The organism is Pseudomonas pohangensis (assembly GCF_900105995.1).
GTDB classification, from domain to species: Bacteria; Pseudomonadota; Gammaproteobacteria; order Pseudomonadales; family Pseudomonadaceae; genus Aquipseudomonas; species Aquipseudomonas pohangensis.
Map to the genome: position 1 here is coordinate 1,564,567 of NZ_LT629785.1, position 13,745 is coordinate 1,578,311.

Annotated in this window: 12 protein-coding genes; 7 read left to right on the top strand and 5 right to left on the bottom strand. The window is 59.3% G+C overall.

Features of this window, described 5'->3' with window-relative positions; translation table 11 throughout:
* The first annotated feature begins 57 nt into the window (after positions 1-57).
* A complete protein-coding gene (locus tag BLT89_RS07290; RefSeq protein WP_090193828.1) occupies positions 58-558 on the top strand; it encodes a universal stress protein in 501 nt (166 codons plus the stop codon).
* A gap of 115 nt (positions 559-673) precedes the next feature.
* A complete protein-coding gene (gene cysB / locus BLT89_RS07295; RefSeq protein WP_090193830.1) occupies positions 674-1,648 on the top strand; it encodes an HTH-type transcriptional regulator CysB in 975 nt (324 codons plus the stop codon).
* 89 nt (positions 1,649-1,737) lie between these two features.
* Here the strand turns inward: cysB and BLT89_RS07300 are convergent, their stop codons facing one another.
* A complete protein-coding gene (locus BLT89_RS07300; RefSeq protein WP_090193832.1) occupies positions 1,738-2,472 on the bottom strand; it encodes a phosphoadenylyl-sulfate reductase in 735 nt (244 codons plus the stop codon).
* Between the two features lie 186 nt (positions 2,473-2,658).
* On the opposite strand from BLT89_RS07300, the gene thrH reads away from it, so the two are divergent.
* Positions 2,659-3,276 (top strand): bifunctional phosphoserine phosphatase/homoserine phosphotransferase ThrH, encoded by a 618-nt coding sequence (gene thrH / locus BLT89_RS07305; protein ID WP_090193833.1) that lies wholly within the window; start codon positions 2,659-2,661, stop codon positions 3,274-3,276.
* A gap of 152 nt (positions 3,277-3,428) precedes the next feature.
* Here thrH and pabB read toward each other — a convergent pair whose 3' ends face one another.
* From pabB to rloA, 4 genes are all read right to left on the bottom strand, one after another.
* Positions 3,429-4,772: an aminodeoxychorismate synthase component I gene (pabB, locus tag BLT89_RS07310; protein ID WP_090193835.1), complete on the bottom strand. Its 1,344-nt coding sequence runs from the start codon at positions 4,770-4,772 to the stop codon at positions 3,429-3,431.
* Between the two features lie 88 nt (positions 4,773-4,860).
* Positions 4,861-5,844 (bottom strand): alpha-L-glutamate ligase-like protein, encoded by a 984-nt coding sequence (locus BLT89_RS07315; protein WP_172829158.1) that lies wholly within the window; start codon positions 5,842-5,844, stop codon positions 4,861-4,863.
* 6 nt (positions 5,845-5,850) lie between these two features.
* A complete protein-coding gene (rloB, locus tag BLT89_RS07320; protein ID WP_090193838.1) occupies positions 5,851-7,377 on the bottom strand; it encodes an osmotic stress tolerance membrane protein RloB in 1,527 nt (508 codons plus the stop codon).
* Between the two features lie 5 nt (positions 7,378-7,382).
* Positions 7,383-7,901 (bottom strand): retropepsin-like aspartic peptidase RloA, encoded by a 519-nt coding sequence (rloA, locus tag BLT89_RS07325; RefSeq protein WP_090193840.1) that lies wholly within the window; start codon positions 7,899-7,901, stop codon positions 7,383-7,385.
* A gap of 312 nt (positions 7,902-8,213) precedes the next feature.
* Between rloA and BLT89_RS07330 the strand changes: the two genes are divergently transcribed.
* The 4 genes from BLT89_RS07330 (at position 8,214) to acnD (ending at position 13,678) form a co-directional block, all read left to right on the top strand.
* Positions 8,214-8,954: a GntR family transcriptional regulator gene (locus BLT89_RS07330; RefSeq protein WP_090193841.1), complete on the top strand. Its 741-nt coding sequence runs from the start codon at positions 8,214-8,216 to the stop codon at positions 8,952-8,954.
* Complete coding sequence (prpB, locus tag BLT89_RS07335) at positions 8,951-9,835, top strand: methylisocitrate lyase (RefSeq protein ID WP_090193843.1); 885 nt, start codon at positions 8,951-8,953, stop codon at positions 9,833-9,835. Before BLT89_RS07330 ends, prpB begins: the two co-directional genes overlap by 4 nt.
* Before the next feature lie 75 nt (positions 9,836-9,910).
* Entirely contained in the window at positions 9,911-11,074 is a 1,164-nt protein-coding gene (gene prpC, locus BLT89_RS07340; RefSeq protein WP_090193845.1) for a bifunctional 2-methylcitrate synthase/citrate synthase, read from the top strand.
* Positions 11,075-11,089: 15 nt separating this feature from the next.
* Positions 11,090-13,678 carry a Fe/S-dependent 2-methylisocitrate dehydratase AcnD gene (gene acnD, locus BLT89_RS07345; RefSeq protein ID WP_090193846.1) on the top strand — a complete coding sequence of 863 codons (2,589 nt, stop codon included), beginning with the start codon at positions 11,090-11,092 and terminating at the stop codon, positions 13,676-13,678.
* The last annotated feature ends 67 nt before the right edge of the window (positions 13,679-13,745 follow it).

Below are 13,745 nucleotides of genomic sequence, written 5' to 3' on the forward strand. Positions count from 1 at the left end.
CGGTTTAACAGCTTCTAAGCTCAGTGCTTGTGCCGTTGTGGCGAGTGAGGAAGTTGCGTGATCCGTTCGATCCTGTATGCCACCGATCTGGGGCTGTATTCATCCTATGTGCTGCAGCATGCGCTGGCGCTGACCCGGGCCTTCGATGCCAGGCTGCATGTGGTTCATGCGGTAGAGCCTTTCGGGCTGTTTGCCGAGTCGGTCATGCACAGCTATCTGGATGACGAGGCCCTGCAGCAACTGCATGAAAAGGGCCTGGTAACCGTCATGGAGAGCATCAAGCAGCGTGTCTATGAAGGTTTTCGCGATGATCTGGGCGACTCCCATAACGATCTGAAGCTGATCCGCTCGGTGAATGTGGTGCAGGGCGATCCGCCCCAGGTGGTGCTGGATGAAAGCTGGCGCCTGCGCGTCGATCTGCTGGTGATCGGCAGCCACAGTCACGGTACTTCGCTCAAATCCCCGTTGGGGCGAACCGCCGCGCGACTGATCCAGTTGTCCGAGGTGCCGGTGCACCTGATCCCGATGCTGCCGCACCGTGGTGCCCAGGATAATTGATCAATAAACGGGCAAAACGCGATAAAACGACTAGATTGAACTTGCGGAACCATACATCTGGTTATAAAACCACGCCGCCACCAGATGCCGTGGCTATTCACTGTGAGGGGATTCTATGAAGCTTCAGCAACTGCGCTACATCTGGGAGGTGGCGCACCATGATTTGAATGTTTCAGCCACGGCACAAAGCCTCTACACCTCGCAACCGGGCATCAGCAAACAGATTCGCCTGCTCGAAGACGAGCTCGGCGTTGAAGTGTTCTCCCGCAGCGGCAAGCACCTGACACGCATCACCCCGGCCGGCGAGCAGATCATCGAGACTGCCGGTGAAATCCTGCGCAAGGTCGACAGCATCAAGCAGATTGCCCAGGAGTTCTCCAACGAGAAGAAGGGCACGCTGACCATCGCCACCACCCACACGCAGGCCCGTTATGCCTTGCCCGGGGTGATCAGCAACTTCATCAAGCAGTACCCGGATGTCTCGCTGCACATGCATCAGGGCACGCCGATGCAGATTGCCGAAATGGCCGCTGACGGCAGCGTGGATTTTGCCATCGCCACCGAAGCGCTGGAGCTGTTCAGCGACCTGATCATGATGCCTTGCTATCGCTGGAATCGTTGCGTGGTGGTGCCCAAGGGGCATCCGCTGAGCAAGCTGCCCAAGCTCACGCTGGAGGCGCTGGCGGAATACCCGATAGTCACTTACGTGTTCGGTTTTACCGGCCGTTCCAAACTCGACGAAGCCTTCAGCCATCGCGGCCTGACGCCCAAGGTGGTGTTCACGGCAGCAGATGCCGACGTGATCAAGACCTATGTGCGGCTTGGCCTGGGCGTGGGCATCGTGGCGCGCATGGCGGTGGATGAAACCCTGGACAGCGATCTGGTGGCACTGGATGCCAGCGGCCTGTTCGAATCCAGCGTGACCAAGATCGGCTTCCGCCGCGGCACCTTCCTGCGCGGCTACATGTGCGACTTCATCGGCAAGTTCGCACCGCATCTGGACCGCGAGATGCTCGGCAAAGCCATGCAATGTCACAACAAGTCGGAGATCGACGAGTTGTTCAAGGACACGGTGCTGCCTACGTACTAGGACCTGGCAGCTGTAGGAGCGGGCTTGCCCGCGAAAGTCTTTTCGCGGGCAAGCCCGCTCCTACAAGAGCATTTAGCCGTCCAGCAAAATCAGCTCTTGGCAATCAGGTTGCCGGCGTGCAGCCCGCATTCTTTCTGCGTGGCTTCTTCCCACCACCAGCGGCCTTCGCGCTCGTGCTGGTTGGGCAGTACCGGGCGCGTGCAGGGCTCGCAACCGATGCTGATAAAGCCGCGTTCATGCAGGCTGTTGTAGGGCAACTCCAGCATGCGGATATAGGCCCAGATCTCTTCGCTGCTCATCTGCGCCAGCGGGTTGAACTTGTACAGCGGCTGCTGGGGTGTGGAAAAGGCGCTGTCCAGTTCCAGCACGGCGACTTCACTGCGCGTGCCCGGGCTCTGGTCACGGCGCTGGCCGCTGGCCCAGGCCTTGACGCTGGCCAGCTTGCGCTTGAGCGGCGCGATCTTGCGAATCCCGCAGCACTCGCCGTGGCCGTCCTGATAGAAGCTGAACAGGCCTTTGTCCCTGACCAGCGGCTCCAGTTCGGCAGGATCCGGGGAGAGCAGTTCGATGGCAATGCCGTAATGCGTGCGCACCTGCTCGATGAAGCGGTAGGTTTCCGGATGCAGGCGGCCGGTATCCAGACTGAATACCTTGACCTGCTTGTTCAGCTTCCAGGCCATATCCACCAGCACCACGTCTTCGGCGCCGCTGAAGGAAATCCACAGGTCATCGCCGAAGTGCTCGAAAGCCAGTTTGAGAATGTCTTGCGCGGATTTGTTGGCGTAACTGGCGGCCAGGGCAGTGACATCGAACGGTTGATTCATCAGGCAGGTTTTCCCGGTACAGGGACGCAGGGCGTCAAATGGACGGCGATGGTAGCAAATCAACGCGCTGGCGCTAAAGAACCATGGGTTTTGACGCCCTGTCATCGAGATATAAGCGCGCCGATTGCACCGCTGGGGGCAAGCCGCTAGAGTGCCGCCTTCATTCAAACAACCGAGGAAGCTCTCGTGGAAATCGCCTGTCTTGACCTGGAAGGGGTGCTGGTTCCGGAAATCTGGATCGCTTTTGCTGAAAAAACCGGCATCGAATCGCTCAAGGCGACCACCCGGGATATTCCCGACTACGACGTGCTGATGAAGCAGCGTCTGCGCATCCTCGACGAGAATGGCCTGAAGCTGTCGGATATCCAGTCGGTAATTGCCACGCTGCAGCCGCTGGAAGGCGCTGCCGAGTTCGTCAACTGGCTGCGCGAGCGCTTCCAGGTGATCATCCTCTCGGACACCTTCTACGAGTTCTCCCAGCCGCTGATGCGCCAGCTGGGTTTCCCTACGCTGCTTTGCCATCGCTTGATTACCGATGAAAACGACCGTGTGGTGAGCTACCAGCTGCGCCAGAAAGACCCCAAGCGTCAATCGGTGGTGGCGCTGAAGAGCCTGTACTACCGCGTGATTGCCGCCGGTGACTCGTACAACGACACCACCATGCTCGGCGAAGCCCATGCCGGCATCCTGTTCCACGCCCCGGAAAACGTGATCCGCGAGTTCCCGCAATTTCCTGCCGTGCACAGCTTCGAGGATCTCAAGCGCGAGTTCATCAAGGCCTCGAACCGCGAACTCAGCCTGTAATCGCGACAAGAAAAAGCCCCGTTATGCCGAATGGCGTAACGGGGCTTTTTTATGGCTATGAAGCCGTTATGTGTTTCGTAAGGGTGGGCTTCAGCCCACCGCAGGCCGGCGTACATGCCCCGGTGGGCTGAAGCCCACCCTAAGCGCTTTGCTCAAAGTGCTTCCAGCGTATCGAGCAGCACCTTGACCTTGGTGATCGACTCGCGGTACTCGGCCTGCCAGCTGGAGTCGGCGACGATGCCGCCACCACCCCAGCAGCTGACGGTGCCGTCCTTGATCAGCAGACTGCGGATGGCGATCGAGCTGTCCATTTCGCCGCGCACGTCCAGATAGACAATCGAGCCGCAGTAGATCGAGCGGCGCGTCGGCTCCAGTTCCTCGATCACCTGCATGGCGCGGATTTTCGGTGCGCCGGTGATCGAGCCGCCGGGAAAGCAGCCGGCCAGCAGGTCCAGCGGATCCTTGTCGGCCGCCAGCTGGCCGGTCACGCTGCTGACCAGGTGATGCACGTTGGGGTAGCTTTCCAGGGCAAACAGCTGCGGCACCCTGACCGAGCCGGTGGCACAGCTGCGCCCCAGATCATTGCGCAGCAGATCGACAATCATCAGGTTCTCGGCGCGCTCTTTCGGGCTGTTGAGCAGTTCCTCGGCCAGCCGCTGATCCTCGCTGGCGGATGCGCCGCGGGAGCGGGTGCCCTTGATCGGGCGTGTCTCGACCTGACGCTGGCTGACCTTGAGAAAGCGCTCGGGAGACAGGCTCAGAATGGCACCACCGCCGGGCAGGCCAAGGTAGGCGGCAAACGGGGTAGGGCAGGCACGGCGCAAGGCACGGTAGGCTGACAACGGGTCACCGCTGCAAGTGGCCTGAAAGCGCTGGGTGAAGTTCACCTGATAGCAATCGCCAGCCGTGATGTATCGGCTGATCTTGTCGAACGCCTGCGCATAGTCCTGCTGACTCAGGTTGGCCTGGAAGTTACTGGTAAGGTGAAAACTCTCAGGAATCCCGGACTCGTTAGTGCCGAACAGGGCTGTCAGCCAGACACGGCGAGCGTCAGGCAGGGCCGGATGAAACAGCAGCTGGCTGGTCTGTGTCTGATGGTCACTGATCAGCGCCCAGGCATACAGCCCGAAGCGCGCATCGGGCAGCCCGAGATCATCGACAGCCGTTTCGGCGATCTGCTCCAGGCGGCGGCCGAAGTCGTAGGACAGGTAGCCCATCAGGCCGCCGGCAAACGGCAGCTCGAGGCCATCGGGCAGGCTGGCTTCACCCAGGGCCGCCAGTTGCTGGCGCAGGCGCTGCAGGTAGTCCCCGGCCGTTTCGCTGGCGGTCGCTTGCAGTTCCTGCTCCGGCCAGGCGCTGATGATGTCGTAACGTCCGCGTGCGGCCATTGGCCTGCCGGCATCCAGCAGCACGGCGCCCGGCGCATGGCGAACCCGTGCAAAAAACGCTGCAGGATCAGCAGAGTAAGGCAGGGGATGGATTGAGCAGATCGGCATGAGCGGCGGTCAGCAAGGGGCAGGGCACGATTGTCGGCAGCAGCTGAAACAAAACCCGGCCAGTGGGCCGGGTTTGCAAGGTGTCTGCTTAGTCGGTCTTCTTCGGTACGTGGCCAAACTGTTTCTGGGCAAACTTCACGCGCTCTTCCGGGGACTCGATGATGTCATCTTTTTCCAGCTCGGCCAGCCGGTCCTCGACCGCATGGCAGCGGTGGAACAATCCGCAGTCATTGGCGATCTGGATGTTCAGGCCGGGGCGTGCGTTGAGTTCGAGGATCAGTGGCCCCTTGTCCTGGTCAAGCACCATGTCCACGCCGATATAGCCCAGTCCGCACAGCTCGTAACAACCGGCAGCCAGCTTCATGAAACCGTCCCAGTCCGGCAGTTGCACGCCGTCGACTGCGTTGGTGGTATCCGGATGCTTGCTGATCTTGTTGTTCAGCCAGGTACCCTTGAGCGTGATACCGGTAGCCAGATCGACACCGACGCCAATCGCACCCTGGTGCAGGTTGGCCTTGCCGCCCGACTGGCGGGTCGGCAGGCGCAGCATGGCCATCACCGGGTAGCCTTTGAGCACGATGATGCGGATGTCCGGCACACCTTCGTAACTGATGCTCTTGAAGATCTGGTCCGGTGAAACCCGGTACTCGATCAGGGCGCGGTCGCGATGACCGCCAAGCGAATAGAGGCCGGTGAGGATGCTGGAAAGCAGATATTCGATGTCTTCGTGGCTGACGATCTTGCCGGAGACCGTCTTGAAGTTGCCCTCGAAGCGGTCGGCAATCACCATGATGCCGTCACCGCCGGCACCCTGTGCCGGCTTGATCACGAAGTCGTTGCGGTCACCGATGATCTCGTCGAGTTTCTCGATCTGCTTCTCGGTCTCGATGATGCCGTACATCTCCGGCACATGGATGCCGGCTTCAATGGCGCGCAGCTTGGTGATGATCTTGTCATCGACAATCGGGTACAGACTGCGCTTGTTGTACTTGAGTACGTAGTCTGCATTGCGCCGGTTGATCCCCATGATCCCTTTGGCGTGCAGTTCCTTCCAGGTCTTAATCAAACCGATCATGGCCTAGTCCTTGAGAAAGGCTTTGAAGCGGAACAGCTCAGTCAGGCGATAACCGCGATAACGGCCCATCGCCAGCATGAAGCCGACCAGAATCATCAATACTGCCGGGAAGGTGAAGATGAAGTAGGCCAGTTCCGGCACGCTCATCAGCAGGTAAGCCAGCGAAGCGGCGAACAGGGTGCCGATGGCCACCTTCATGGCATGGCTGCCGCCGCGTTCTTCCCAGGTGATCGACATGCGCTCGATGGTCATGGTCAGGATCACCATGGGGAACAGGGCTACCGACAGCCCGCGCTCCAGGCCCAGCTTGTGACTGAACAGGCTGATGGCTGCAATCAGTACCACCACGAAGGTCAGTACCACCGACAGGCGCGGCAACATCTGCAGTTTGAGGTGCTCCAGATAGGAGCGCAGCGACAGGCCGAGCGTGGTGATGATGGTAAACAGCACGATGCCGAAGCCCAGCTGGGTTTCGCGGAAGGCCAGGGAAATCAGTACCGGGGTAAAGGTCCCGAGTGTCTGCACACCGATCAGGTTACGCAGCACAAGGATCACCAGCACGCCAATCGGAATCAGCAGGATGATCTGGAAAGCCTGCTGGGTAGCTAATGGCAGGCTGTACAGCGAGTACTCGAGAAAACCGGTGTTGGCATTGTCGTCGGTTAGCTTGGCCAGGCGAATGGCATTCATTTCGCTGTTGCTCATGCTGAAACTGACCCTGGCTTTTTTCGCGCCTTCGACCTTGAGCAATTCGCCATTGCCGGTCCACCAGATCAGGCGATCACCGGGCAGCCCTATTTCGCCGTTATCCGGGTTGAAGTACAGCCACTCCTTGCCGTTGAAGCTGCGCAGCCACAATTCGGGAGACTGGGTGCCGGAGTCGTTGCTCAGGCGTACGGTGTGCACGCGCTCCATCGGCACATGGGCGATGGAGAGCAGTAACTCGATGACGGTGGCTTTCTTTTCGGCTGAAGCGTCGCCAGCAAGCAGGGTCTTGGCGTTGTCGTCGTTGCTGTTGACGCGTTTGATGGTTTCGGTAATGAAGGTTTCGACGTCTGCCGAGTGCTGGCGAATCGGCGCCAGCAGGGCGTCGGCAGCAATTTTCTCGGGGCCTTCAACGACAATGCTTTCGCGGAAAATGGGGCCTTTGGCGACGGGCTTGTCATCACTGAAGCGCTTGGTCAGAACCAGCCGGTAATACAGGGTCTGGTTGCCGCTGGCGCGGCGGGCCGACCAGGTGGCTCGGCGGTTGCCGTCGTCGCGGTTGATGCTCACCCCGTAGTTATTGCTGATGAAGCTCTCGTTGAGACTGACGTATTCCTTGTTCAGCGGCGGAATGTACATCTTGATCTTCACCGGATCCTTGGAACTCGCCTGAAACTCGATTTTGGTATCGATGTTCCACAAGTTGTCAGTCTCGGCTTCGCTGACCGGGATGCCCAGATAGAGAATCTGATAAGCAGTTATCGCCACCCCCAGTGAGACGAGTACGAAAATAAGGATTTTCAGATGCAGATTGATGGCGCGCATAGGGTCTACTCGACGATGTTGGCGGCAATGTTGCAGTCAGGCTTGCCTGCTGCAAATTTGAGACTGGGGTCAACCAGTGCGGAATATTTTTTCAGGGCTTCGGAGCCGATCAGCAAGGGGTATTGAAAAGCGCTGCGATCGGTAAGGTTGACCTCGATGCTTTGCAGTGTCTTGCCCATGCACAGGTCCAGTTCGATCACAGGCCGTGCAGTATAGGATTTGCTTTCATCCGGGTCGACATCGCCCGAGCGACGCTTGATCTTGCTGATTCGCGAAAGCGGTTTTTCGATGGGGTGCTGGTGGGCATCATCAATGGCCAGGTAAAAACGCACCCAGGGCTCGCCGTCGCGCTTGAAGCGCTCAATATCGCGGGCGCTCAGCGATGCGGTTTTTGCTCCGGTATCCAGTTTGGCTGCCACCTCTATATTGATATCCACTACCAGTGCGTACTCATTCAACCCATAAACGGTTTTTTCGCTCGCCTGCAGCATGGCCGGCAGGCAAGTAAGGAATAGCACAAGCATTGCGTGCCTGACGGGAATGAATATCGTTGTCATGAGGCTGTCATTGAAACAATTGAATGATCTGCATGGGCTGGGGGAACTTCGCTGTCAACAGGGCCGCTGGTCGCGGCTGGAAACAAGTGTACGCATCAGCGTGGCAGTCTAGCATGTGAAACTCCAGTCAAGACAGGCAGTTATGAGCGGAGTCTAAATCCGGGTCGAGATTGCGGGTGCGAGTCACGCGCCAAACTGTCGACAATAATCGTTCAAATTGTTGACAATACGCCTTTATATGCTTAAATCTTCAGCACTAAATCCAATGGTGTCGACAATATGTCAGATGCACATGCCCCGGTTGTAGCCTTTGCGGAGGATTCCGGAACCCTCTCCGAACATGTCTTTCGTGCCATTCAGGCGGCGATCGTCAAGGGCGAGATTGCTCCGGGCAGCAAGATTTCCGAGCCTGAGCTGGCGCGCACCTATGGCATCAGCCGCGGGCCGTTACGCGAAGCCATTCATCGACTTGAAGGCCAGCGCCTGCTGGTGCGCATCCCGCATGTCGGAGCCCGCGTGGTATCGCTGGATCATGCCGAGCTGATCGAACTCTATGAAATCCGTGAATCGCTGGAAGGCATGGCCTGCCGGCTGGCCGCCGAGCGCATGAGCAAGGCTGAAATCGATGAATTGCGCCGCGTACTGGACCTGCATGAGCAGGACGACGCATTCAAGGCAGGTCGGGGCTATTATCAGCAGGAAGGCGATTTCGACTTTCATTACCGGATCATTCAGGGCAGTGGCAACAAGACCCTGACCCAGATGCTCTGCGGTGACATGTATCAACTGGTACGCATGTATCGACTACAGTTTTCTTCCATACCCAGCAGACCGCGCCAGGCTTTCAACGAGCATCACCGGATCCTTGATGCAATTGCCGATCGCGACGGTGAACTGGCCGAATTGCTGATGCGCCGTCATATCGGCGCTTCCCGACGCAATATCGAGCGACACCATTCAGATAACACGCAAAAGCAAACCAGATCAGTCAAAACACCAACAACACGAGGTGAGTCATGAGCCAAGTTACCCCCGGACAACTTTTCCGCGATGCGGTTGCCAGCGAGCACCCGCTCCAGGTAGTCGGTGCCATCAATGCCAACCATGCGCTGCTGGCCAAGCGTGCCGGTTTCAAGGCCATCTACCTCTCGGGTGGCGGCGTGGCCGCTGGCTCGCTGGGTTTGCCGGATCTGGGCATTACCGGTCTGGATGATGTGTTGACCGACGTGCGCCGGATTACCGATGTGTGTGATCTGCCGCTGCTGGTGGACGTGGATACCGGTTTCGGTTCCTCGGCCTTCAACGTGGCACGTACCGTCAAGTCGATGATCAAGTTCGGCGCTGCGGCGATCCATATCGAAGACCAGGTCGGCGCCAAGCGTTGCGGCCATCGTCCGAACAAGGAAATCGTCACTCAGCAGGAAATGGTTGATCGGATCAAGGCGGCGGTTGATGCGCGCACCGACGACAGCTTCGTGATCATGGCACGTACCGATGCGCTGGCAGTTGAAGGTCTCAACTCCGCGCTGGACCGTGCTGCGGCCTGTATCGAAGCCGGTGCCGACATGATCTTCCCGGAAGCGATTACCGAACTGTCCATGTACAAGACCTTCGCCGACCGCATCAAGGCGCCGATCCTGGCCAATATCACCGAGTTCGGTGCCACGCCGCTGTACACCACCGAAGAACTCGCCAGCGTTGATGTATCGCTGGTGCTTTACCCGCTGTCGGCCTTCCGTGCCATGAACAAGGCGGCCGAGAACGTGTATGTGCAATTGCGCCGCGACGGTACCCAGAAGAATGTGATCGATACCATGCAGACTCGCATGGAGCTCTACGATCGCATCAACTATCACGCCTTCGAGCAGCACCTCGATGCGTTGTTCGCCGCCAAGAAATAACCGGCTGGCAGATGGCCCGCACCGGGCTGTCTGCCGCAACAGTATTACTCCCCGGATTCGCCAAGGAGATCAGCGATGAGCGCTACCCCTGAAACCCCAGCAGCAACCTTCAAGCCTAAAAAATCAGTCGCCCTGAGCGGCACTGCCGCCGGCAATACGGCGCTGTGCACGGTCGGCCGTAGCGGCAACGACCTGCATTACCGTGGCTATGACATCCTCGATGTCGCCACTGCCTGCGAATTTGAAGAAATTGCCCACTTGCTGGTGCACGGCAAATTGCCGAATCAGGCTGAACTGACAGCCTACAAGACCAAGCTGAAAGCCTTGCGCGGTCTGCCTAGTGGTCTGAAAAAGGCACTGGAACAACTGCCACCGTCGGCACACCCGATGGATGTAATGCGCACCGGTGTTTCGGTACTCGGTTGCCTGTCGCCGGAGAAGGACGATCACAACCATCCCGGCGCCCGTGACATTGCCGACAAGCTGATGGCTTCGCTGGGTTCGATGTTGCTGTACTGGTATCACTTCAGCCACAACGGCAAGCGGATCGAAGTGGAAACCGATGACGATTCCATCGGCGGTCACTTCCTGCATCTGCTGCATGGCAAGGCGCCGAGCCAGAGCTGGGTGCAGGCCATGCACACCTCGCTGGTGCTGTATGCCGAGCATGAGTTCAATGCCTCTACCTTTACCTCGCGGGTAATCGCCGGTACCGGTTCGGACATGTATTCGGCCATTGCTGGCGGCATTGGCGCGTTGCGTGGGCCCAAGCACGGCGGTGCCAACGAAGTGGCTTTCGAGATCCAGAAGCGCTACGACAACCCGGATGAAGCCGAGGCGGACATCCGCGCCCGTGTTGAAAAGAAAGAAGTGGTAATTGGCTTCGGTCACCCGGTGTATACGGTTTCCGATCCGCGCAACAAGGTGATCAAGGAAGTGGCGCGCCAGCTCAGCAACGAGCAGTCGAACACCAAGATGTTCGATATTGCCGAGCGCCTGGAAAGCACCATGTGGGAAATCAAGAAGATGTTCCCCAATCTGGACTGGTTCAGTGCGGTCAGCTACCACATGATGGGCGTGCCCACCGCCATGTTCACGCCGCTGTTCGTCATCGCACGTACTTCCGGCTGGTCGTCCCACGTTATCGAGCAACGCATCGACGGCAAGATCATTCGCCCGAGCGCCAACTATGTGGGCCCGGAAGATCTGACCTTCGTGCCGCTCAAGGACCGCCCCTAAATCATGGAGAGCGTGATGAACACTCAATATCGTAAGAACCTGCCCGGCACACCGCTGGACTATTTTGATACCCGCGAAGCGGTGGATGCCATCCAGCCCGGTGCTTACGCCAATCTGCCGTACACCTCACGGGTACTGGCCGAACAACTGGTGCGTCGCTGTGATCCGGCCATGCTCACGGATTCGCTCAAGCAGCTGATCGAGCGCAAGCAGGATCTGGATTTCCCCTGGTACCCGGCGCGCGTGGTCTGCCATGACATCCTCGGGCAGACCGCTCTGGTCGATCTGGCCGGCTTGCGTGACGCCATCGCCGACCAGGGCGGTGATCCGTCCAAGGTCAATCCGGTAGTGCCGACCCAGCTGATCGTCGACCATTCGCTGGCGGTGGAGTGTGGTGGTTTCGATCCGGATGCGTTCGCCAAGAACCGCGCCATCGAAGACCGTCGCAACGAAGACCGCTTCCACTTTATCGAGTGGACCAAGACCGCGTTCAAGAACGTCGATGTGATCCCGGCCGGTAACGGCATCATGCACCAGATCAATCTGGAGAAGATGTCGCCGGTAATCCAGGCGCGTGACGGTGTGGCCTTCCCGGATACCTGTGTCGGTACCGACAGCCATACCCCGCATGTCGATGCGCTGGGTGTGATTGCCGTAGGTGTCGGCGGTCTGGAAGCCGAGACTGTGATGCTTGGTCGTGCCTCGATGATGCGCCTGCCGGACATCATTGGTGTCAAGCTGACCGGCAAGCGTCAGCCGGGCATCACCGCTACCGATATCGTGCTGGAACTGACCGCATTCCTGCGCAAGCAGCGCGTGGTCGGTGCCTGGCTGGAGTTCTTCGGCGAGGGTGCCGCCAGCCTGACCATCGGCGACCGCGCCACCATCTCCAACATGACGCCCGAGTACGGCGCTACCGCCGGCCTGTTCTATATCGATGAACAGACCATCGATTATCTCAAGCTGACCGGCCGTGAAGCACAGCAGGTGGCTCTGGTGGAAAACTACGCCAGGACCACCGGTCTGTGGGCAGACACGCTGAAAGAGGCCGAGTACGAGCGCGTGCTGAGCTTTGACCTGTCCAGCGTCGGTCGTAACATGGCTGGCCCGTCCAATCCCCATGCACTGCTGTCGACCAGGGATCTGGCCAGCAAAGGCATTTCCGGCGCCTGGACCGAAACTCCCGGGGAAATGCCCGATGGCGCGGTAATCATCGCCGCCATCACCAGCTGCACCAACACCAGTAACCCGCGCAACGTGGTCGCGGCCGGTCTGGTGGCGCGCAACGCCAATAAACTGGGTCTGCTGCGCAAGCCGTGGGTCAAAACCTCCTTCGCGCCCGGCTCGAAAGTGGCCGAGCTGTATCTGAAAGATGCCGGCCTGTTGCCCGAGCTGGAAAAACTCGGCTTCGGCATCGTCGGCTTTGCCTGCACTACCTGTAACGGCATGAGCGGTGCACTGGATCCGAAGATCCAGAAAGAAATCATCGATCGTGACCTGTACGCCACCGCCGTGCTGTCGGGTAACCGCAACTTCGACGGGCGTATCCATCCGTATGCCAAGCAGGCCTTCCTCGCTTCGCCGCCGCTGGTGGTGGCCTATGCGATTGCCGGCACCATCCGTTTCGACATCGAGCAGGACGTGCTGGGCGTGGTCAACGGCAAGGAAATCCGCCTGAAGGATATCTGGCCGAGCGACGAAGAAATCGACGCCATCGTCAAGGAAAGCGTCAAGCCCGAGCAGTTCCGCGAGATCTACATTCCGATGTTCGATCTGGGCGCCATTGAAGAGTCCGCAAGCCCGCTGTACGACTGGCGCGAGATGAGTACCTACATCCGCCGTCCGCCGTACTGGGAAGGTGCTCTGGCCGGTGAGCGTACGCTCAAGGGCATGCGACCGCTAGCGGTACTGCCGGACAACATCACCACCGATCACCTGTCACCGTCCAACGCCATCATGATGGACAGCGCGGCCGGTGAGTACCTGCACAAAATGGGCTTGCCGGAAGAGGACTTCAACTCCTACGCCACCCACCGCGGTGATCACCTCACCGCACAGCGCGCGACCTTCGCCAACCCCAAGCTGATCAACGAGATGGCGGTGGTGGATGGCAAGGTCAAGCAGGGTTCGCTGGCGCGCATCGAGCCGGAAGGCAAGGTCACGCGCATGTGGGAAGCCATTGAAACCTACATGGAGCGCAAGCAGCCGCTGATCATCGTCGCCGGTGCCGACTACGGTCAGGGCTCGTCCCGTGACTGGGCAGCCAAGGGCGTGCGTCTGGCAGGTGTCGAGGCGATTGCCGCGGAAGGTTTCGAGCGCATTCACCGTACCAACCTGATTGGTATGGGCGTATTGCCGCTGGAATTCCAGCCGGGCACCACGCGCAAGACCCTGGGTATCGACGGCACTGAAACCTATGACGTGATTGGCGAGCGCACCCCGCGCGCGACCATGACACTGGTCATCACCCGCAAGAACGGTGAGCGCGTCGAAGTGCCGATGACCTGCCGTCTGGACAGTGATGAAGAAGTGCTGATCTACGAAGCCGGCGGTGTATTGCAGCGCTTCGCCCAGGACTTCCTCGAGTCCAGCGCCAGCGCGTGAAGGCTGCAGGGCGGGTAACCGTGTTACCCGCCATTATTTTGCGGGCCAGGCAATTGCCTGGCCCGCG